Origin of the sequence: Dietzia sp. UBA5065 (assembly GCA_002415925.1) — a bacterium.
In the GTDB taxonomy this organism is placed as follows: domain Bacteria; phylum Actinomycetota; class Actinomycetes; order Mycobacteriales; family Mycobacteriaceae; genus Dietzia.
Genome location: DIAZ01000075.1, coordinates 1 through 20625 on the forward strand (window position 1 = coordinate 1; position 20625 = coordinate 20625).

24 protein-coding genes are annotated in these 20625 nt (G+C 72.1%); 2 read left to right on the forward strand and 22 right to left on the reverse strand.

The genetic code is table 11. From position 1 onward, the window contains the following. The 20 genes from B4M60_RS05615 to B4M60_RS05710 all read right to left on the reverse strand — a co-directional run. On the reverse strand, positions 1 to 358 hold a 358-nt coding region (locus B4M60_RS05615; protein WP_291081100.1), incomplete at its 3' end, for an alcohol dehydrogenase catalytic domain-containing protein. 138 nt (positions 359 to 496) lie between these two features. Then, positions 497 to 1210 (reverse strand): M23 family metallopeptidase, encoded by a 714-nt coding sequence (locus B4M60_RS05620; protein WP_291081102.1) that lies wholly within the window; start codon positions 1208 to 1210, stop codon positions 497 to 499. A gap of 176 nt (positions 1211 to 1386) precedes the next feature. Beyond that, positions 1387 to 2805: a pyruvate kinase gene (gene pyk / locus B4M60_RS05625; protein ID WP_291081104.1), complete on the reverse strand. Its 1419-nt coding sequence runs from the start codon at positions 2803 to 2805 to the stop codon at positions 1387 to 1389. Positions 2806 to 2851: 46 nt separating this feature from the next. Next, the gene (lgt, locus tag B4M60_RS05630; RefSeq protein ID WP_291081106.1) at positions 2852 to 3745 is read right to left on the reverse strand and encodes a prolipoprotein diacylglyceryl transferase; all 894 of its coding nucleotides are present in this window, start codon (positions 3743 to 3745) and stop codon (positions 2852 to 2854) included. After that, on the reverse strand, positions 3742 to 4533 hold the full coding sequence (gene trpA / locus B4M60_RS05635; RefSeq protein WP_291081108.1) for a tryptophan synthase subunit alpha: 792 nt from the start codon (positions 4531 to 4533) through the stop codon (positions 3742 to 3744). The genes lgt and trpA overlap by 4 nt, the downstream gene beginning before the upstream one ends. Continuing rightward, positions 4530 to 5825: a tryptophan synthase subunit beta gene (trpB, locus tag B4M60_RS05640; protein ID WP_291081169.1), complete on the reverse strand. Its 1296-nt coding sequence runs from the start codon at positions 5823 to 5825 to the stop codon at positions 4530 to 4532. The genes trpA and trpB overlap by 4 nt, the downstream gene beginning before the upstream one ends. Positions 5826 to 5892: 67 nt before the next feature. After that, complete coding sequence (gene trpC, locus B4M60_RS05645) at positions 5893 to 6705, reverse strand: indole-3-glycerol phosphate synthase TrpC (protein WP_291081110.1); 813 nt, start codon at positions 6703 to 6705, stop codon at positions 5893 to 5895. A 99-nt stretch (positions 6706 to 6804) separates the two neighbouring features. Next, entirely contained in the window at positions 6805 to 7449 is a 645-nt protein-coding gene (locus tag B4M60_RS05650; protein WP_291081112.1) for a TIGR02234 family membrane protein, read from the reverse strand. After that, complete coding sequence (locus B4M60_RS05655) at positions 7446 to 9014, reverse strand: anthranilate synthase component I (RefSeq protein WP_291081114.1); 1569 nt, start codon at positions 9012 to 9014, stop codon at positions 7446 to 7448. Before B4M60_RS05655 ends, B4M60_RS05650 begins: the two co-directional genes overlap by 4 nt. 45 nt (positions 9015 to 9059) lie before the next feature. Further along, positions 9060 to 9428 carry a phosphoribosyl-AMP cyclohydrolase gene (hisI, locus tag B4M60_RS05660; RefSeq protein ID WP_291081116.1) on the reverse strand — a complete coding sequence of 123 codons (369 nt, stop codon included), beginning with the start codon at positions 9426 to 9428 and terminating at the stop codon, positions 9060 to 9062. Next, a complete protein-coding gene (gene hisF, locus B4M60_RS05665) occupies positions 9425 to 10198 on the reverse strand; it encodes an imidazole glycerol phosphate synthase subunit HisF (RefSeq protein ID WP_291081118.1) in 774 nt (257 codons plus the stop codon). The genes hisI and hisF overlap by 4 nt, the downstream gene beginning before the upstream one ends. Before the next feature lie 7 nt (positions 10199 to 10205). Then, positions 10206 to 11120 carry an inositol monophosphatase family protein gene (locus tag B4M60_RS05670; RefSeq protein ID WP_291081120.1) on the reverse strand — a complete coding sequence of 305 codons (915 nt, stop codon included), beginning with the start codon at positions 11118 to 11120 and terminating at the stop codon, positions 10206 to 10208. 34 nt (positions 11121 to 11154) lie between these two features. Further along, entirely contained in the window at positions 11155 to 11904 is a 750-nt protein-coding gene (gene priA / locus B4M60_RS05675) for a bifunctional 1-(5-phosphoribosyl)-5-((5-phosphoribosylamino)methylideneamino)imidazole-4-carboxamide isomerase/phosphoribosylanthranilate isomerase PriA (protein WP_291081122.1), read from the reverse strand. 5 nt (positions 11905 to 11909) lie between these two features. Further along, positions 11910 to 12215 (reverse strand): hypothetical protein, encoded by a 306-nt coding sequence (locus B4M60_RS05680; RefSeq protein WP_291081124.1) that lies wholly within the window; start codon positions 12213 to 12215, stop codon positions 11910 to 11912. Next, positions 12208 to 12873, reverse strand: a complete 666-nt coding sequence (hisH, locus tag B4M60_RS05685) for an imidazole glycerol phosphate synthase subunit HisH (RefSeq protein ID WP_291081125.1) — start codon at positions 12871 to 12873, stop codon at positions 12208 to 12210. Before hisH ends, B4M60_RS05680 begins: the two co-directional genes overlap by 8 nt. Next, a complete protein-coding gene (locus tag B4M60_RS05690; protein WP_291081127.1) occupies positions 12870 to 14078 on the reverse strand; it encodes an MFS transporter in 1209 nt (402 codons plus the stop codon). Before B4M60_RS05690 ends, hisH begins: the two co-directional genes overlap by 4 nt. Positions 14079 to 14085: 7 nt before the next feature. Continuing rightward, a complete protein-coding gene (gene hisB, locus B4M60_RS05695; protein WP_291081129.1) occupies positions 14086 to 14709 on the reverse strand; it encodes an imidazoleglycerol-phosphate dehydratase HisB in 624 nt (207 codons plus the stop codon). Further along, positions 14706 to 15863: a histidinol-phosphate transaminase gene (locus tag B4M60_RS05700; RefSeq protein WP_291081131.1), complete on the reverse strand. Its 1158-nt coding sequence runs from the start codon at positions 15861 to 15863 to the stop codon at positions 14706 to 14708. The genes hisB and B4M60_RS05700 overlap by 4 nt, the downstream gene beginning before the upstream one ends. Then, entirely contained in the window at positions 15860 to 17200 is a 1341-nt protein-coding gene (gene hisD / locus B4M60_RS05705) for a histidinol dehydrogenase (RefSeq protein WP_291081133.1), read from the reverse strand. Before hisD ends, B4M60_RS05700 begins: the two co-directional genes overlap by 4 nt. Positions 17201 to 17282: 82 nt before the next feature. Continuing rightward, complete coding sequence (locus tag B4M60_RS05710) at positions 17283 to 17708, reverse strand: ArsI/CadI family heavy metal resistance metalloenzyme (RefSeq protein WP_291081135.1); 426 nt, start codon at positions 17706 to 17708, stop codon at positions 17283 to 17285. A 100-nt stretch (positions 17709 to 17808) separates the two neighbouring features. On the opposite strand from B4M60_RS05710, the gene B4M60_RS05715 reads away from it, so the two are divergent. After that, complete coding sequence (locus B4M60_RS05715) at positions 17809 to 18168, forward strand: Rv2640c family ArsR-like transcriptional regulator (protein WP_291081137.1); 360 nt, start codon at positions 17809 to 17811, stop codon at positions 18166 to 18168. Between the two features lie 19 nt (positions 18169 to 18187). Here B4M60_RS05715 and B4M60_RS05720 read toward each other — a convergent pair whose 3' ends face one another. Continuing rightward, positions 18188 to 19108: a hypothetical protein gene (locus B4M60_RS05720; RefSeq protein ID WP_291081139.1), complete on the reverse strand. Its 921-nt coding sequence runs from the start codon at positions 19106 to 19108 to the stop codon at positions 18188 to 18190. Then, the gene (locus B4M60_RS05725; RefSeq protein WP_291081140.1) at positions 19108 to 19650 is read right to left on the reverse strand and encodes a serine/threonine protein kinase; all 543 of its coding nucleotides are present in this window, start codon (positions 19648 to 19650) and stop codon (positions 19108 to 19110) included. The genes B4M60_RS05720 and B4M60_RS05725 overlap by 1 nt, the downstream gene beginning before the upstream one ends. A 193-nt stretch (positions 19651 to 19843) precedes the next feature. Here B4M60_RS05725 and B4M60_RS05730 point away from each other — a divergent pair, with 193 nt between their 5' ends. After that, complete coding sequence (locus B4M60_RS05730; protein ID WP_291081142.1) at positions 19844 to 20530, forward strand: YceI family protein; 687 nt, start codon at positions 19844 to 19846, stop codon at positions 20528 to 20530. The last annotated feature ends 95 nt before the right edge of the window (positions 20531 to 20625 follow it).

A 20625-nucleotide genomic window follows, 5' to 3' on the forward strand; every position in this document is an offset into this window, starting at 1 on the left:
CGAGCGTCATCTTCTGGGACGCGTTGTGGGTCGCGAAGCAGTACTGCGGCTGCCCGCGCTTGCAGGCGCGGCACTCGCCGCACACCGCGCGCCAGTTGAGGACCACGAAGTCGCCCTCCGCCACGTGCGTGACGCGATCGCCGACGGTCTCGACGATCCCCGCCGCCTCGTGTCCGAGCAGGAACGGGTACTCGTCGTTGATCCCGCCGTCGCGGTACGCGAGGTCGGTATGGCACACGCCGCATGCCTGCACGCGGACGATCACGTCATTCGGACCCGGATCGGGGACCACGACGTCGACCAGCTCGACCTCGGCCCCCTTGCTGCGGGCGATGACACCCTTGACGGTCTGCGACATTGACTCCTCTTTCCACGGACGTGTTCTGCTGGGGTCCACTGTGTCAGAGAAGCCGATCCCACCGCCCGGCAACGCACCGCGCCCCGCCTCCCTTCCGGGGGAGACGGGGCGCGGGAGAGCGTCAGGCGCGCGGCGCGATCAGACCGCGACGCCGTTGGCGCGCAGCCACGGCACGGGGTCGATCCACTGGCCGCCCTGGTTGCGCACACCGAAGTGCAGGTGGGGGCCCGTCGAGTAGCCGCGGTTGCCGACGGTGCCGATGACCTGTCCGGCGTTCACGCGCTGGCCCACCGACACGTAGTTCTGGTCGTTGTGGCCGTACTCGAGCAGGTAGCCGTCGTCGGTCTGGATGCGGATCCACAGGCCGTACCCGGAGGCCGGACCGGCCGCGACGACCTTGCCGGACTTCACGGCGTACATCGGCGTCCCGATGGGCGCGCCGAAGTCGGTGCCGTTGTGGAAGGTGCCCCACCGCGGGCCGAAGCCGGAGGTGATCGGGCCGGAGGTCGGGGCGTGCGCGCCGCCGATCCCCGGGATGCCGATCGAGCCGAGCGCCGGCTCGAACGCGTACTGGCGCAGCTGATCGTCGGTCAGGCCGATACCCTGGGCGAACTCCTGCGCCATCTGGGTGATCTGGTCCACGTTGATCTCGGCGGACTGAGCGGACGCGGCGGGGGCGGCGGCCATGGCCACGCCCCCGGAGAGCGCGGCACCGGCGACGGCGCCGGCCACGACGCGGCCCATGCCGTTGGCGGAGCGGGCGGCGCGGTGACGACCGGCGGTCGCGCGGGTGCCGTCCACGCCGAGCCGGTCTGCGAGCTCGGAAAAGGTGATACGAGTGGCGTCGGTCATCAGGGGAAACCTCAGAGATTCGATGCGGTGGTGAAGCAAGGGCCGACCGGCTTCCCCGGTGGCCTCCAAAAAGGTAACAGAAGTGTCTCGGCCTTGTCACGTCATTAGCACAGGAGATCACAAAAGCGCCGGTGAGCGGCCCGCCCACCGGCGCTTGCGTTGTTACCTCGCGGTGATCAGTGGTCTGCCTCGCCCATCCGGTGCACCAGGATGAAGTTGGTCGAGCCCTCGACCCCGGGGACGTTGCCCGCGACGATCACGATGAGGTCGTCCTCGTTGTAGCCCTCCACCGGCAGCAGCAACTCGTCGGTGACCTTGACGAGTTCGGCGGTCTCGTTCACCCGGTCGGTGAGGAACGTCTCCGTTCCCCACGTGAGCGCCAGTTGGCTGCGGATCCGCGGGTCCCCGGTGATGGCGATGAGCGGCAGATGGCTGTGCAGCCGCGCCAGGCGGCGGACCGTGTCCCCAGTCGAGGTGACGGCCACCAGTGCCTTGGCGCCGAGCCGCTCCCCGATCTCGCGGGCCGAGTACGAGATGACCCCGCGCTTGGTCCGCGGGATGTGCACCAGGTCGGGTGCGGCGGTGGAGTCCGCCTCGACCGCCAGCGCGATGGACGACATGGTCCGCACGGCCTCGATGGGGTACTTGCCGACCGAGGTCTCGCCCGACAGCATGACGGCGTCCGCGCCGTCGAGCACCGCGTTGGCCACGTCGGAGGCCTCCGCCCGCGTGGGGCGGGAGTTGCTGATCATCGACTCGAGCATCTGGGTGGCCACGATCACCGGCTTCGCGTTCTCCCGCGCGATCTGGATGGCCCGCTTCTGGACCAGCGGCACCTCCTGCAGCGGCAGCTCAACACCCAGGTCGCCGCGGGCGACCATGATGGCGTCGAAGGCCAGGACGATCGACTCGAGGTTCTTGATCGCCTCCGGCTTCTCGAGCTTGGCGATCACCGGCACGTGGATCCCGACCTCGTCCATGATCGCGTGGACGAGGTCGACGTCCGCCGGTGAGCGGACGAAGGACAGGGCGATGAAGTCCACGCCCAGCGCGAGCGCGAAACGCAGGTCCGCGATGTCCTTCTCGCTCAGCGCCGGGACGGAGACGTTCATCCCCGGCAGGGAGACGCCCTTGTTGTTGGAGACGATGCCGCCCTCGGTCACCACGCAGTGGACGTCCTCGCCCTCCACGTGCTCGACCGTGAGGCCGATGTTCCCGTCGTCCACGAGCAGACGGTCACCCGGGCGGGCGTCGTCGGCCAACCCCTTGTAGGTGGTGGAGACGCGATCCCTGGTGCCCTCGACCTCGGCCACGGTGATGACGACCCGGTCGCCCTCCACCCACTCGTGCCGTCCCTCGATGAAGCGACCGAGCCGGATCTTGGGGCCCTGGAGGTCCGCGAGCACGCCGACGGCGCTCCCCGACTCGTCGGAGGCCTTGCGGACCCAGCGGTAGTTGGCCTCGTGGTCGGCATGCTCTCCGTGGCTGAAGTTGAGCCGGGCGACGTTCATCCCCGCGTCGACGAGCTCGCGGATGCCCTCCTCGGAGGCGACGGCGGGACCCAGGGTGCAGACGATCTTGGTACGACGATTCACTCGTCCCAATCTAGTCCTCTCCCCGGGACGACCGGTTAACGCGTGGTCAACGCCCGACCAACGGGGGTGCGTCCTCCGGGGCTCCGTCGGCCGCGTCGCCAGCCGCACGCAGTTGCGACGGGTCCTCGCGGCCTCGCTCGGCGCGCCACACGTACACCAGGGCGGCCACCATGACGACGACCGAGACGATGGTGTTGATGCGCAACCCGAACACCTGCGTGGCGGAGTCCGCGCGGAGCAACTCCACCCAGAACCGGCCGAAGCAGTACAGCGCGACGTACAGGGCGAAGAGGCGGCCGTGACCGATCCGCACACGGCGGTCGATCAGCACCAGCGCGATCGCCACCAGGACGTTCCACACCAGCTCGTAGAGGAAGGTCGGGTGCACCGTCGCCAGCACCTGCCCGGTGGAGCGGCCGATGGTCTCGGAGTACCCGTACGCCTGGTCGTAGCGCTGGTAGATCTCCAGCGCCCACGGGACGTCGGTCTCACGTCCGTAGAGTTCCTGGTTGAAGTAGTTGCCCAGGCGCCCGATGCCCTGCGCCAGGACGATGCCCGGTGCCACCGAGTCGCCGAACGCCCCGAAGGCCCGGATACCCTGCCGGCGGAGGCCGATGTAGGCGCCGAGGGCGCCGAACGCGACCGCGCCCCAGATCCCCAGTCCGCCGTCCCAGATCCGGAGGGCGCCGACCGGGTCCTTGCCCTCGCCGAAGTAGCGGTACCAGTCGGTGGCCACGTGGTAGATGCGACCGCCGATCAGGCCGAACGGGACGGCCCACAGGGCCGTGTCGAGGACCACCCCGGCGCGTCCACCCCGTGCGACCCAGCGCTTCTCTCCCCACCAGATGGCCACCACGACGCCGAGGATGATCCACAGCGCGTACGCGCGCAGGGGGAAGGGGCCGATCTCCCAGACGCCCTGCGGCGGACTGGGGATCACGACGCGCCCCCGGGCCGACGGACGCCCTCGGCGAGTTCGGCCGTGAGCCGGGCCAGCGCGTCGAGGCCCTCGCCGGCGGCGGTGATGAGGGCGGAGCCCACGATCACGCCGTCGGCGTAGGAGGCGATCTCCGCGGCCTGGTCGCCGTTGCGGACGCCCAGACCGACACCGCACGGCAGGTCGGAGAGTTCACGGACCCGGGCGGTGAGCGTGCGGGGGGCGTCGGAGACCACGTCCCGCGCGCCTGTGACGCCCATGACCGCCTGCACGTAGACGAATCCGCCCGTGTGGGACAGCGTCATGGCCAGGCGCTCGGGGGTGGAGGACGGCGCCACGAGGAACACGCGGTCGATGCCGTGGGCGTCCGAGGCCGCGATCCAGTCCGTCGCCTCGTCGGGGATGAGGTCCGGGGTGATGACCCCCGTGCCCCCGGCGGCCGCGAGATCCGCCGCGAAGCGGTCCACGCCGTACTGCAGGATCGGATTCCAGTAGCTCATCACGACCGGGACCGCCCCCGCCTCGGCGACCGCCCGCACCACGTCGAAGGTGTCGCGGACGCGGAACCCCGCCTCGAGCGCCACGTCCGCCGCCGCCTGGATGGTGGGCCCGTCCATCATGGGGTCCGAGTACGGGATACCCACCTCGATCACGTCGCAGCCGCTCCCGACCATCGTCCGGACGGCCTCGATCGATCCCTCGACCGTCGGGTAGCCCGCCGGGTAGTACCCGATGAGGGCCGCCCGGTTCTCGGACCGACACCGCTCGAACACGTCGCTCAGCACACTCATCCCTCGACCCCCCCGTCCGCGTACGCGCCCTCGCCGTCGTCGGCGCCCTGGCTCGAATCCACCCCCGCCTCGGGCGGGCTCCCCCCGCCCAGGAGACCGAACCACCGGGCCGCCGTGTCGACGTCCTTGTCCCCCCGACCGGACACGTTCACCAGGATGAGGTCCACCCCCTCGGCGGCGAGCTGCGCGGCGCCGGCGATCGCGTGCGCCGACTCGATCGCCGGGATGATCCCCTCGGTCCGGCAGAGTTGCGCGAACGCGTCCATGGCCTGGGTGTCGGTCACCGGCCGGTACTCGGCCCGGCCGATGTCCGACAGGTGGGAGTGTTCGGGCCCGACACCGGGGTAGTCGAGCCCCGCGGAGATCGAGTGCGAGTCCACGGTCTGGCCGTCCGCGTCCTGCATGAGGTGCGCGTACGACCCCTGGAAGACGCCCGGCCGCCCGGCGTTGACCGTCGCGGCGGTCCGACCCGTCCCCACGCCGTCGCCGCCGGCCTCACACCCCACCAGACGCACGTTCGCGTCGTCGAGGAAGGGGTGGAAGAGCCCGATGGCGTTGGATCCGCCGCCCACGCACGCCACGGCGGCATCGGGCAGCCTCCCGGCCTGATCGAGGATCTGCACGCGGGCCTCGGCGCCCACGATCCGCTGGAAGTCGCGGACCATCGTCGGGAACGGGTGGGGCCCGGCGGCGGTACCGAAGGCGTAGTACGTGTCGTCGGCGCGGGAGACCCAGTCGCGCATCGCCTCGTTGATGGCGTCCTTGAGGGTGGCCGATCCGATCTCCACGGCTTCGACCTCCGCGCCCAGCAGCCTCATCCGAGCGACGTTGAGCGCCTGGCGACGGACGTCGACGGCACCCATGTAGATCTTGCACTCCAGGCCCAGCAGCGCACACGCGGTCGCGGTGGCCACGCCGTGCTGCCCGGCGCCGGTCTCGGCGATCACGCGGTTCTTGCCCATGCGCACGGCGAGCAGCGCCTGCCCGAGGACGTTGTTGATCTTGTGCGACCCGGTGTGGTTGAGGTCCTCGCGCTTGAGAAAGACCCGCGCCCCGATCTCGGCACCGAAGCGCCCGGCTTCGTACAACGGGGACGGCCGACCGGAGTAGTGCCGCTGGAGGCGGTCCAGCTCGCCCAGGTAGGCGTCGTCCGTCCGGGCCTTGGCGTAGGCGTCGGCCACCTCGTCGACCACCGCCATGAGCGCCTCGGGGACGTACCGCCCTCCGTACGGGCCCCAGTGGCCTCCCCTGTCGGGCTCGTGTCCGGTGGTGGTCCGGAGCACGTCTCCCATCGAGGGCAGCGAGGTCAGCTCGTTAGGATTCACGGCTCCCAGTCTGCCGGACGGGCGCCGAGGGGGCCTAGCGGGGTCCCTGGGGGCAGGACGGGTGCGCGCCGGCCGTAGCGAGCGCGTGACACGCGGCCCGGGGATCCCCCTTGGTCACCAGCCCCTCGCCCACCAGCACCGCGTCGGCGCCCACGCTCGCGTACGCCATGAGGTCGGCGGCGTCACGGACACCCGACTCGGCGATCTTCACCACGTCGGACGGGAGCCCCGGCGCGATCCGGGAGAACACGTCGCGGTCGACCTCGAGGGTCTTGAGGTTCCGGGCGTTGACGCCGATGACGGTCGCGCCGGCCGCCAGGGCCCGGTCCGCCTCCTCCTCCGTGTGCACCTCCACGAGGGCGGTCATGCCGAGCGATTCGGTCCGGTCGATGAGGGACACCAGCGCGTCCTGCTCGAGCGCCGCCACGATGAGCAGGACGAGGTCCGCACCGTGCGCGCGGGCCTCGTGGATCTGATACGGGCCCACCACGAAGTCCTTGCGCAGGACCGGGATGTCGACCGCGCGCCGGACGGCGTCCAGGTCCGCCAGACTCCCGTTGAAGCGTCGCTCCTCGGTCAGGCAGGAGATGACGCGTGCGCCACCCTCCTCGTACATCCGGGCGAGCACCGCGGGATCCGGGATGTCGGCGAGCAGTCCCTTGGACGGGCTCGCCCGCTTGACCTCGGCGATGACGCCGACGCCGGGCTCGCGGAGCGCCTTGAGCGCGTCACGCGGTTCGGGGGCCGACTTCGCGGCCTCCTTGACGGACGCCAGATCCGTGACGGCCTGACGGGCCGCGACATCCTCGCGGACACCGTCGAGAATCGAGTCGAGCACGGTGGCCACCGCGACCTCCCTCAGCTGTGATGGGGCGGAAAGTGTGATCGAGATCAACAATAGAGGTCCCGGGGCGGGGTTCCCGAATCGGGACCCCGCTGGCCGTCCTCACCCGGTGGGATCCCGCCCGTCGTCGAGTTCCCGCCACAGGTCACGACCGTCGTCCGCGGTGGACTCCCCCGGTCCCGGGTCACCACGCCGCGCGGCCGGAGTGACGTAGCGCTGGTCGCGTGGGACCTGTCGTGCCGGCCAGAGCAGCGGGACGAGGCCCGCCGCGATGAGCGCCACCGCGCCGGCGCCGGTGAGCACCGGACCGAGCGAACGGGTGGAGGCCTCGGTGATCTCGGACCACTCCGGGATCACCTGGGCGCCGGTGCTCCCCGGCCCGGCGCTGGTCCGCCCCAGCCCCTCCTCGCCGGTCACGGCGGAGTGGATCCTGCTCGCGTCCGGCTGACCGACCGCCGAGATCATCAGGGCCCCGGTGGCCAGGCCGAGGAGCACGAGGACCGCGCCGACCGCCCGCGCCCCGATCCCGCGGACCAGCGACACCGCCGCCACCCCGGCGAGCGCGCCCAGCGCGAGCGGGACCAGCGCCGGTTGCCACTCCGACCCCGTCAGGCTGCGTCGCGCCTCCCCCGACTGGTCGTTGAACGCCACGACGTCCAGCCACACCACCCGGGAGGCGATCCACAGCAGGGCGGCGCCGACGAGCAGGAGGACGACGGGGGCGAGGAGTCGGGAACGCTGGGTCACCGGTCCCCCTTCCCGGCGCTCGGCCGATCGGTGGCGCTCGCGTCCCGCAGCGTGCCCGCGGCGGCGACCGCGCGCAGCACCGCCATGGCCTTGTTGCGGCACTCCTCGTCCTCGGAGGTCGCCACGGAGTCGGCGACGATCCCCGCCCCGGCCTGCACGTAGGCGATCCCGTCCTTGATCGTCGCGGACCGGATGGCGATGGCCTGGTCGGCGTTGCCGGCGAAGTCGAGGTACCCGACCACCCCCCCGTAGACCCCGCGCCGGGTGTCCTCGAGGTCCTCGATGATCTGCAGCGCCCGGGGCTTGGGGGAGCCGGACAGGGTGCCGGCCGGGAAGCACGCCGTCACGGCGTCGATGCCCGTCCGCCCCTCCGTCAGGCGGCCCGTGACCGTCGACACCAGGTGCATCACGTGGCTGTACCGCTCCACCTGCCGGAACTCGGTCACCACCACCGAGCCCGGCTCGCAGACCCGGCCGAGGTCGTTGCGACCGAGGTCGACCAGCATCAGATGCTCGGCGTTCTCCTTGGCGTCCTCCACCAGATCCTTGGCCAGGAGGACGTCGTGCTCGTCGTCGTCCCCCCTCTGCCTGGTCCCGGCGATCGGGTGGGTGGTGGCCACCCCGTCCTGGACGGTGACCAGCGCCTCGGGGCTCGATCCGACGATCGTGAACGCGGTGCCGCCGAAGCCGTCCTCGCCCGTCCCGTCCGGGATGGTCATGAGGAACATGTAGGGACTGGGGTTGGTGGTGCGCAGGATGCGGTACACGTCGCGCGGCGAGGCGGAGGTGTCCACCTCGAAGCGCTGACTGAGCACCACCTGGAAGGCCTCCCCCGAGTAGATCTGCTCGATGATCTCCGCCACCCGGGAGTGGAAGGTCGCCTCGTCGGTGCGCCGACGCACCTCCGGGACCGGGGAGTCGAACACGCTCACCCCGCCGGCGCCGGGAGCCGCGAGCCTCGCCGTCATGGACTCCACCCGCGCCACGGCCTCGGCGTAGGCCTCCTCGATCCGGTCGTCGCTGCCGTCCCAGTTGACGGCGTTGGCGATGAGGTGGATCCGACCCTCGTGGTGGTCGAACGCCGCCAGGTCGGTGGCCAACAACTGCACCATCTCGGGGACCTGGAGATCGTCGACCGTGTCGGTCGCGATCCGCTCGAGCCGGCGCACGATGTCGTAGCCCAGGTACCCCACCATCCCCGACGTCAACGGGGGCAGGCCCTCGATCTGGTCGGTCCGCAGGAGATCCAGGGTGCGACGGAGCGCGTCGAGGGGGTCACCGCCCGTCGGCGCCCCGGCCGGGACGTGCCCCCACCACACGGCCTCCCCGGCGTCGTCGACGGTGAGCGCGGCCGCCGCGCCGCACCCGATGAACGACCAGCGCGACCAGGACCGGCCGTGCTCCGCCGACTCCAGGAGAAAGGTCCCCGGGCGATCCGCCGCGAGCTTGTCGTACGCCGAGAGCGGGGTCTCCGAGTCGGCGAGGACCGTCCGCACGACGGGCACCACCCGGTGGCCGGCGGCGAGCGCCCGGAACTGCGCGAAGGTGGTGGTCGTGGTGCTCAACCGACGACCCGGACGAGTTGGTCGATCTGGATGACGGGCACGTGGTCATTCCTCCACTGGGGGTGCGTCGCTCAGGAGCGTGGCGGTGTCGAAGCAGCTGGTGGTGCCGTTGTGGCAGGCGGCCCCGGTCTGGTCCACGCGCAGCAGGACGGTGTCGCCGTCGCAGTCGATCTCCACGCTGCGGACGTGCTGGACGTGGCCGGAGGTCTCCCCCTTGACCCAGCGCCGACCGCGGGAGCGCGAGAAGTACACGCCGCGCCGGGTGGCCAGGGTCTCGGCGAGCGCGGCGTCGTCCATCCACGCCATCATGAGCACCCGGCCCGAGGCGGCGTCCTGCACGACCGCCGCGATGAGCCCGTCGGCGTTGCGGGTGAGCCGGTCGGCGACGGCGGGGTCCAGGGCGGGGTCGGTCATCGGACCGTGATCCCCTCGGCCGCCATCGCCCTCTTGACGTCGCCGATCGTCATCTCACCGAAGTGGAAGACGCTGGCCGCCAGCACCGCGTCGGCACCGGCCTTCACGGCGGGGGCGAAGTGCTCGACCGCGCCGGCGCCGCCCGAGGCGATGACCGGGATCGTCACGGCCGCGCGCGCCGCGCGCACCATGTCCAGGTCGAATCCGGCCTTGGTCCCGTCGGCGTCCATCGAGTTGAGCAGGATCTCCCCCACGCCCAGGTCCTGGCCGCGCCGGGCCCAGTCGATGGCGTCGATCCCGGTGCCGCGGCGGCCGCCGTGCGTGGTGACCTCCCAGCCGGACGGCGTGGGGCTCTGGCCCTCCGGGACGGTTCGGGCGTCGACGGACAGGACGATGCACTGCGACCCGAACCGCCTGCTCAGCTCCCCGAGCAGCTCCGGGCGGGCGATGGCCGCGGTGTTGACGCTCACCTTGTCCGCACCGGCGCGGAGCAACTGGTCGACGTCCTCGGCCGTGCGTACCCCGCCGCCGACGGTGAGGGGGATGAAGACCTGCTCGGCGGTCCGCTTGACCACGTCGATCATCGTCCCGCGGCCCGACGACGACGCGGTCACGTCCAGGAACGTGAGCTCGTCGGCGCCCTGGGCGTCGTAGGCGGCGGCCAACTCGACCGGGTCGCCGGCGTCCCGCAGGTCGAGGAAGTTGACCCCCTTGACCACACGGCCGGCGTCCACGTCGAGGCACGGGATCACCCTGGTGGCGAGTGTCACGGCCGGATCACCTCCCCGAGTCGAGCCACGGGCGGTGGCTCTCCGGTCCGGGTGTGGCCCGGCGCCGGCCGGCTTCGAAGAAGTTCCCGGGGTCACCGAGCTGACGGATCGTGTCGAGCACCTCGGCGTGCGCGCGCGGACCGGCCGCGAGGATGGACTGGGACTCGGTGGACCACTGCTCGCCGTGCAGGTCGGTGACGACCCCGCCCACGGCGCGGATGTGACAGGCGCCGGCCGCGTTGTCCCACGCGTAGTTGCCGAAGCTCACCGCGGCGGACAGCCGGCTGGAGGCCACGAACGACAGGTCGACGCCCGTGGACCCGAACTTCCGGGTGCGGGCGGCGTCGACGGTGAGCTGCTCGAACACCTCGCGTCGGAACGCGGGCGGGTAGGTGGTGCGGGCGCCGGTGTTGAGCGACCCGAGCCCCAGCGCGACGTCGCGGATCGAGACGTCGGAGATCGTCGGGACCTCCTCGTCGTTCTCCTTGAGCGGCCCCCCGGCGACGGAGGTGAACCGGAGGCCGAGGAGGGGCAGCCAGGTGAGTCCCAGGACGGGCTGCCGCTGGTGGACGAGCGCCAAGAGGATGCCGGTGGTCGGGATGCCGAGCGAGTAGTTGGCGGTGCCGTCGATCGGGTCGACCACCCAGAGTGTGCCCTCGTTGACGGGCGGTCCGCCGTACTCCTCCCCGTGCACGTCGAGCCCGGTCCCCTCGCGGAGCGCATCGGAGATCCTCCGCTCGAGCTCGAGGTCGAGTTCGGTGGCGAAGTCGTTGCGGGAGCCCTTGACGCGCGTGCCCTCCGCGCCCAGCCCCTCGACGAATCTCGGCGAGACCCCCTCGAGCACTCGCACGGCGAGCGCGAGTGCCTCGCCCGGCTCGACGGCCAGATCCGTCGGCAGGGTGTTTCCGGTCTGATGGGTCATCTCGGGCCTCCTGCTCGAGGTAGGTCGTGCGGACTCAGCGGACGCTGACGGCGGCGAGGGCCTCGGGGAGGGTGAACCTGCCGGCGTAGAGGGCCTTGCCGACGATGGCGCCCTCGACGCCCTCGGGCACGAGCGTGGCGATGGCCTCGAGGTCGGCGATCGACGAGACCCCACCCGAGGCGACGACCGGCGAGTCGGTCACCGAGCACACCTGCGAGAGCATCTCGAGGTTCGGGCCGTTGAGCATCCCGTCCTTGGAGACGTCGGTGACGACGTACCGCGCGCACCCGTCCTTGTTCAGGCGCTCGAGCACCTCCCAGAGGTTGCCGCCGTCGGACACCCAGCCGCGGCCACGCAGCCGCGGCTCTCCGTCGACCACCCGCACGTCCATACCCACCGCGATGCGGTCACCGTGGCGGGCGATGGCGGAGGCGCACCACTCCGGGTTCTCGAGGGCCGCGGTGCCGAGGTTGACCCGTGCGCAGCCGGTGGCCAGGGCGGCCTCCAGCGAGTCGTCGTCACGGATGCCCCCGGACATCTCCACCTTGACGTCCAGGACGCCGACGACCTCGGCGAGGAGTTCGCGGTTGGTCCCGCGACCGAACGCGGCGTCGAGGTCCACCAGGTGGACCCACTCGGCGCCGTCGCGCTGCCACTGCAGGGCCGCCTCCAGCGGCGATCCGTACGACGTCTCGGTCCCGGCCTCCCCCTGGACCAGGCGGACGGCCTGGCCGTCGGCGACGTCGACGGCGGGCAGGAGTTCGAGATAAGAAGGAGTGGTCACGGCGATCAGCCTAGTCCGTCCTCGCGGCGAGGACTCCCATCGCCCTCGGCCGCTCCTGACGCCTCACCGGGAACGTCGTCGCCGTACTCGGCTCGGATCGCCCTGGCGGTGATGCGGTTGGACGCCAGGCCCATCGCCGCGATGGTGAGGACCACCCCGACGAGCGCCACCACGGCCCGGCCCACGGGCGGCAGCGGGAGCAGTGCGACCGCGAGGGTGGTCAGACCCAGGAGGAGCACTCCCGCCCCCGCGACCCCCAGGGCGAGGATCGCGAACGACAGCGGCGCGGGTCCACCCCTGTCGCTAGCCAACGGAACGGAGCCAGTTCTCGAGCAGGTGGAGCCCGGCGTCGCCGGACTTCTCGGGGTGGAACTGCGTGGCCATGAGCGGACCGTTCTCCACCGCGGCGACGAACCGCGTGCCGTGCTCGGCCCACGTGACGTCCGGGGGCCTCAGCAGGTCCGACGGCTCCATCTCCCACCGCCGCACACCGTAGGAGTGGACGAAGTAGAAGCGCTCGTCGGCGGGCATCCCGGCGAAGAGGACGGTGTGCTCGGCGGGCTCCACGGTGTTCCACCCCATGTGGGGCAGCACCGGTGCCTCGAGGCGCTCGACAACCCCGGGCCACTCCCCGCAGCCGGCGGCACCGGACGAGCCCTCGTGCTCGCCGTCGGCGAACTCGGTCCCCCGCTCGAACATGACCTGCATCCCCACGCAGATCCCCAGGACGGGGCGGCCTCCGGCGAGCCGCTCGCCGATGATCCTGGGCCCCTTGACCGCCTCGAGTCCCTGCATGCACGCGGCGAACGCGCCGACGCCGGGAACGACGAGCGCCTCGGCCTGGGAGGCCGCCGTGGCGTCCGAGGTGAGGTCGACGTGCGCGCCGACCCGCTCGAGTGCGCGCTGGGCGGAACGGAGGTTGCCAGAGCCATAGTCGAGGAGCGCCACTCGCGTGGCGGACTTTGTCATGAGTTCACCTTAGTCCGTCTGGTACCCACCGCCGCCGGGCCGCCCACCACCAGCACGACGCCGGCGGCGACCGTGAACAGGACGACGTACCCGAACCCGGCGAACCCACCCATGACCACCGAACCGAGACCCGTCCCGGCGTCGAAGGAGATGTTCCACGAGGCGGAGGCGGTTCCCAGCCGGGAGCGCGGCATCCTCTCGAACGAGCTGACGAGCGCCTCGTTCTGCACGGCGCCGAACCCGAGGCCGAACACCACGGCCGGGGCGATGAACCACCACGGGTCGGCCGACACGGAGAGCAGGCCCGCGATGCCGCCCATGCCGAGCGCCGAGACCGCCAGGCCGGGCCAGACCAGGGCGCCGGGCCCGCGGCGGTCGGAGATGAGCCCCGCGACGGTGCGGCCCACGATCACGCCGACGCCCAGGAGCCCGAGCCCCACGCCCGCCACCACCGCACCGCTGCCGGTGGCGATCGAGTCGAGCGCGGGAGAGAGGAACGACGCCGCGGCCCCGTACGGCAGGGACACCGCGACCATGACGAGGAACGGCCCGGCCAGCAGGACGAGCACGGCCCTGCGGCTGAGCGCGGAGGGATCGGCCCGCTCCGGCGGTGCGGGGTGGACGTCGGGAAGCCGCGCGGCGGCGAGCAGGCCCACGACGCCGAACGCGGTGGCGCTCCACGCCACCGTGGCCAGCCCGAACACCTCGAGGAGCCAGAGCCCGACCGGCAGGAAGATCGCCTCGGAGATCCCCACCGCCAGCCCGATCAGCGAGGTGGCGCGGCCGAGCATCCCCGGCGGCGCGAGCTCGGCGACCAGGGCGGACCCGGCGACCGTCATCATCCCGAACCCCGCGCCACGGACGCCGCTCACGGCCAGGACGGCGACGGGCCCGTCGGCAAGGGCGAGTAGGCCGGACGGCAGCCCCAGCAACGCACTTCCGACGGCCAGCGCCCAGCGGTAGCCGATCGCCGCGGTGACCCTGGGGGTGAGCAGCTGGACCAGGACGGTGACCGTCATGAACACGCCGGTGGACGCGCCCGCGACCAGTTCGCTGCCGCCGCCCCGCACCACGGCCAGCGGCACGACGGGCAGGAGCAGGGAGAACCCGCCGAAGGCGAGCAGGACCAGGACGAACGCGGCCGGCACGCCGGGGGTGCGCGCCAACCGCGCGAGCGCCCCCGGCTTCCCGTCCGCCGAGCTCACGCCGGCATCACAGCGCGCCCTTGGTCGAGGGGATGCCGGTGATCCGCGGGTCCGGTTCGACGGCGGCGCGCAGCGCGCGGGCGACGGCCTTGTACTCCGCCTCCGTGATGTGGTGCGGGTCGCGACCGTAGTGCACCCGGACATGCAGTGCGATGCGGGCGTGCGAGGCCAGGGTCTCGAACACGTGCCGGTTGAGCACGGTGCCGTAGGGCGCGCTGTCGTGGCCCACGACCACGTACCCGATCATCACGTCGGGCTCCCCGGTGTGGACGCAGTACGGCCGCCCGGAGACGTCGACGACCGCCTCGGCCAGGGTCTCGTCCATCGGGATCGAGCACTGACCGAACCGCCGGATACCGCGCTTGTCCCCGAGCGCCTGCCCGAGTGCCTGGCCCAGGACGATGGAGGTGTCCTCGACGGTGTGGTGCGCCTCGATGTCGACGTCGCCGGTCGCGCGGACCGTGAGGTCGAACGCCCCGTGCTGACCGAAGGCGGTGAGCATGTGGTCGAAGAACGGCACCCCGGTCGAGATGTCGGTCCGCCCGGTCCCGTCCAGGTCGATCTCCACGACGATCGACGACTCCCGGGTCGTCCTCTCGACGCGGCCGCGCCGTGCGGTCTGCTCACTCATCGCTTCTCCTCGGTTCGGGTCTCGATCTCTCGCGCGGTCCCGATCTCGTCGGCCGCCAGTTCGGCGCTCACCTGCAGCAGCCGGTCGTTCTCGCTCTCCAGCCCGATGGTCGCACGAAGTCGGCCCGGGATGCCCACGTCGCGGATGAGGACCCCGGCGTCGAGGTAGCGGCGCCACGCCCGCGGCGCGTCGGTGAACGGTCCGTAGAGCACGAAGTTGGCCTCGCTGGGCAGCACGTCGTAGCCCTGTTCCCCGAGCCCGGCGGTGACGCGCTTGCGCTCCTGCGCCAGCAGCGCCACGGACGCCAGGGTCTCGTCGGCGTGCCGCAGCGCCGCACGCGCCGCGGCCTGCGCGATGACGGAAAGGTGGTACGGCAGCCGCACGAGCAGGACCGCCTCGACGAACGCCGGGTCCGCGGCGAAGTAGCCGAGCCGTCCGCCGGCAAAGGCGAACGCCTTGCTCATCGTCCTGGAGACCACCAACCTGTCCGGGTATTCGGCCAGCAGCGTGCACGCACTGGGAGACGGCGAGAACTCCGCGTAGGCCTCGTCCACCACCACCACCCCGGGCGCCGCCTCCAGCAGCCGGCGCAGGTCCTCGAGCTCGATCACGTGGCCGGTCGGATTGTTGGGGGTGGTGACGAAGAGGATGTCGGGCCGGTACTCGGCGATCGCGCCGAGCGCGGACTCGACGTCGATCGCCAGGCCCGCGGCCCGCTCGACGGGGATCCACTCGGTGTCGGTGCCGCCGGCGAGGATGGGGTGCATGGAGTAGCTGGGCACGAAACCCATCGCCCGCCGACCCGGCCCGCCGAAGGCCTGGAGCAGCTGCTGGAGGATCTCGTTGGACCCGTTGGCCGCCCACACCATGTCCACGTCGACCTCGACCCCGGTCTGCCTGGTGAGGTACGCGGCCAGGTCGGTGCGCAGTTCGACGGCGTCGCGATCCGGGTAGCGGTTGAGGTCGGTCGCCGCCTCGGACACCGCGGCCGCGATGTCCGCGACCAGTGCGGCGCTCGGCGGGTGCGGGTTCTCGTTGGTGTTGAGCTGCACCGGCACCTCGAGCTGCGGGGCGCCGTACGCGCTCCGACCCCGCAGGTTCTCGCGCAGGGGCAGCGCGTCCAGGCCCACGCCGGGGCGCGGTGCGGCGGTCATCGCTGCTCCCCCTCGGCCCCGAGGTCCTCGAAACGCGCGCGGACGGCCTCGCCGTGGGCGGGCAACCCCTCCGCGTCGGCGAGCGCGACGACCGTCGGCGCGATCTCCTTGAGCGCCGCCTGGTCGTAGTCGATGACGTGGATCCCCCGGAGGAAGGTCTGCACGCTCAGCCCGGACGAGTGCCGCGCGGTTCCGGAGGTGGGCAGGACGTGGTTGGACCCCGCCGCGTAGTCACCGAGCGGGACCGGCGAGTAGGAGCCCACGAAGATCGCGCCGGCGTTGCGCACGCGGGCGGCGTCGGCGGCGGCGTCGCGGGTCTGCACCTCGAGGTGCTCGGCGGCGTACGCGTCCACCACCCGGAGCCCCGCGTCGACGTCGTCCACCAGGACGATGCCCGACTGGGGCCCCTCGAGCGCCTCGCGGACCCGATCCGAGTTGAGCGTGACCCCGTACCGGGCCTCGACCTCCCTGTCGACGGCGTCGGCGAGCGGCACCGAGTCGGTGACGAGCACGCTGGCCGCGTTCGGGTCGTGCTCGGCCTGACTGATGAGGTCGTAGGCGATGTGGACGGGGTCGGCCGTGGCGTCGGCCAGCACGGCGATCTCGGTGGGGCCCGCCTCGGAATCGATGCCCACCACGCTGCGGCACAACCGCTTGGCCGCGGTGACGTAGACGTTGCCGGGGCCGGTCACCATGTCGACGGGCTCGAGCGCGCGACCGTCGGTGTCCTCACCACCGTGGGCGAGCAGGGCGACGGCCTGGGCCCCACCCACGGCCCACACCTCGTCCACTCCGAGCAGCGCGCACGCGCCGAGGATGGTGGGGTGGGGCCAGCCGCCGAAGTCGGCCTGCGGCGGGGAGGCGACGACGAGGGAGCCGACGCCGGCGACCTGCGCGGGCACGACGTTCATGATGACGCTCGACGGGTACACGGCCTTCCCACCGGGGACGTAGAGCCCCACGCGCTCGACGGGCACCCACTTCTCGGTGACGAACCCGCCGGCGGCGACCTCGGTGACGGTGTCCGAGCGCCGCTGCGCGGAGTGGACGATGCGGGCGCGGCGGATGGCCTCGACCAGGGCCGCGCGCACGACCGGGTCGAGGGTCTCGCCGGCCTCGGCGATCACCTCGGCCGGGACCCGGACCGAGGCGGGCCGCACCCCGTCGAACTCCTGGCCGTAGTCGAGCGCGGCGGGGACGCCGCGCTCGCGGATCGCCTCGACCACCGGTCGCACGGTGTCGACCACCGAGTCGACGTCGGCGGCGCCGCGCGGGAGTGTGCGGCGCAACTCGGCGGTGCCGAGGGTGCGGCCGCGCAGGTCGATGCGGGAGAGCATGGTGTGGCCTTTCCGTTGGTTCACGGGACGCCGGACAACCGCTCGACGACCCCGGACCAGTCTAGGTGCGCCCGCACACCGGTCACGCGCAGCAGGTCCCCGGCTCGTCGTCGTCCCCCACCACGGGGAGCGCGCCGAACGTCTCCGAGTCGGCGAGCACGGTGTAGACCTCCCACCGCTCGCCGCCCGGACCGGTGACCCACACCTTGTCCTGGGTGGCGAAGCAGCACGTGGTGCCGATCTCCTCGTCGGTGAACATGCCGGCGTCGGTGAGGCGGGCGATCTCGCTGTGGACCTGCTCGCTGGACTCGACCTCGACGCCCAGGTGGTTGAGGGTGCCGCCCTGGCCGGGGTTCTCGAGCAGGACGAGCTTGAGCGGCGGCTGCTCCACGATGAAGTTGGCGTAGCCGGGCTTGCGCTTGGCGGGGTCGACGCGCAGCAGCGTCGAGTAGAACCGGACGGCCTCGTCGACGTCGTCGACGTTGAGGGCGAGTTGCACACGGGACATGGTCGGAACCTCCACCTTTGTGACGGATATCGAATCTCTACCCGGCACAGAGAACCAGGCTTTTCGATATTCGTCAAGAAGCTCGGTTAGACTCCGCGGCATGCCCAAGGCGCTCCCCCTGATCGACGTCAGCTCGCCGGTGTGCTGCGCGCCGATGTCGGCCGGGCCGATCGGGCACGACGACGCCGTCGAGATCGCCCTGCGACTCAAGGCGCTGGCCGATCCGGTGCGGATCCGCCTGCTGTCGATCCTGCTCACCAGCGACGACGGCGAGGTCCGCACCGGCGACCTGGCCGCGGCCACCGGCGTCGCCGAGTCGACGACCTCGCATCACCTCGGCCGACTCCGCGACGCGGGGATGATCGAATCCGAGCGGCGCGGGATGGGCGTCTTCCACCGCGCCCGCGGATCGGCGATCGACGCCCTACGCGCGGCGCTCGATCCCAACTGCTGCACCTAGACGGAGCTGCGGTCGACGCTCAACACACCCCTCCGGGAATCGACGGCAGATGGGGCGCCAGGTCGTCCGCCATCGTCGACAGCGCGGCCGCCCCGGCCTCGAAGGACGGTGCGTCGATCGCGAGGGCGACCGCCACGTCCCCCCCGGCACCCGGGACGATCCCGAACTGGCGGACCAGGTATCCGCCGCCCTCACCCGGCCCCCAGCCGCCCTTGACACGTGCACCGGGGATGCGCCCGAGCCCCCACCGCTGATCCGGCGAGACCTGCCCCATCAGTTCGAGGACGCGCGCGGACGACTGCAGGCACGGCAGGCGACTACCGAAGCGGGCCTGATCGCTCAGCGCCCACCTGGTCTGGCCGAAGATCGTGTAGCCCGCGCGGGTGTGGACCGACGGCACCTGCGAGGTGCTGTCGCCGCCCTCGGCCAGGACCGCGCCGACCGCCGACGCCGCGGAGGCTCCCCCGCCGAGCGAGTCCCACAACCGCTCGGCCGCCCCGTTGTCCGAGACCGTGATCGCGGTGGCGGAGGCCTCCAGTGCCTGCGGATCGGTCCGGGCCACCGCCACCGCCAGCGGCACCTTGATCGTCGACCACGCGACGCCCGTCCGCCAGAGTCCGGCGGACCGGACCTCGCCCGCACCCCCGACCGCCGATACCGCAACCCCGGAACTTCCGGGGACGGCGCTGATCACGGCGTCGAGCGCGGCCGGGACATCCGGCGCCGGCGGGACGGGCGCCGGCGGGACGCCGGCCGCGGCCCCGGGCACCCCGACCCCGCCCTGGACGGGCGACGCCGCGGTCACCGTGGTCACCACCTCCGTCACCAGCACGGTCTCCCGCGGGGAACCCGACGCTCCGAGTGAGGAGCACCCGCCCGCCGCCACCGCGATCGCCAGGGTCGCCGCGACGGCCGCCCGCCTCCCGTGCTCCGGCGTCATCAGTAGATGTAGACCACGGCGTTGTTGCCGCCGGTGCAGGTCACCACCCCACCACCCGAACACGACATGGTGTACACGACGCCGGTCACCGGGCTGTAGGCGTCCACGACCATCGGCCCGCCGTTGCCTCCCGCCAGCAGGTACTCCGCCCACACGGACAGGGCGAACTCGCAGGACGTGGAGTTGGACCCGACCGCGGACCGCGAGTACGCCCCGTCCTCCGCGTCCGAGCATTCGTACGCACCGGCCGGCGCCACCCCCTGCGCGGGCCGGGCGGGCTGAACGGGGGGCTGCACGGTGGGCTGCGCCGGCGCCTCGGGGACGGTGGCGGTCGCCGAGACCGTCGACGTGACCGGGGCGGCCGAATTCCCCGTCAACCGGGGCACCAGGAAGAAGGCCGCGAGCGCGACCACGCCGATCAGGAGCATCACGCCGATGGTCAGCGCGACGACCGCCGCCGAGGACATCCCCTGCTTGACGGGCGGCCCGCCGTAGCCGCCGTAGCCGCCGGGCGCACCCGGCCCGTACCCGGGCTGCTGCACGGGCCTGAACTCTGAGGTGGGTGGGCCGTTCCATCCGGGGGGAGGATTCTGGGTCATGGCGCAACTCCCAACTGCCGGATCCAGCACACGCCGGACCTCATAGTTAGAGTCAGTTTATCGAGACACGCACTCGCCGTTGGACGAACGGGCCACCCTCCCCCGCGGACCAGTGTGTGCTCCTATCCTCGGGACCATGCGGACGCTCTCGTGGATCCTCGGCGCTGTGGTCGTCGTCATCGCCCTGGTCGTGGCCGGGCCGTTCGCCTACAGGGCGGTGCGAGGCGGGGACGACGCGCCCGCCGCAGCCGTGTCCACGGAACGCGCCGAGGCCGCCGCCGGAGACCTGGACGGGACCTGGTCGGTCGTGCCCGGGACCGTACCCAACGTCACGGCCGCCGGGTACACGGTCGACGAGATCCTCCGGGGTGAACCGGTCACCGTCGTCGGGAGCACCGATCAGGTGACCGGCGAGGCGACCATCTCGGGCAACACCCTGGAATCCGCGACGTTCGAGGTCCGGGTGGCGGACATCGCGACGGACATCGACCAGCGCGACAACCAGGCCCGCTCGCCCCGGATCCTCGACGCCGCCGGCCATCCGGTCGCGACACTCTCCGTGGCCGAGCCGGTCGACCTGACCACCGTCCCGGGGGACGGGTCCACCGCGACGCTCCCGATGGTGGTCGACCTGACGGTCAAGGGCGCGACCGTCCGCAAGACCGTCGAGGTGACCGTGTTCCGGTCGGGCGAGTCCCTCATCGCCTCCGGGGCGGTCCCCATGACGTGGACCGAGGTCGGTGTCACACCGCCGAGCCTGGGCTTCGTCACCGTCGGCCCGGACGGCACGATCGACTTCCTGGTGAGCCTCCGCAAGGACTGAGCGCGGTGGGCTCAAGTCAGAATTGCCGTACCTGAGTCGGGAATACTCAACTATCGGCGCGAGTTGAACCGGTTGCGAACCCGGACACGCCGGGC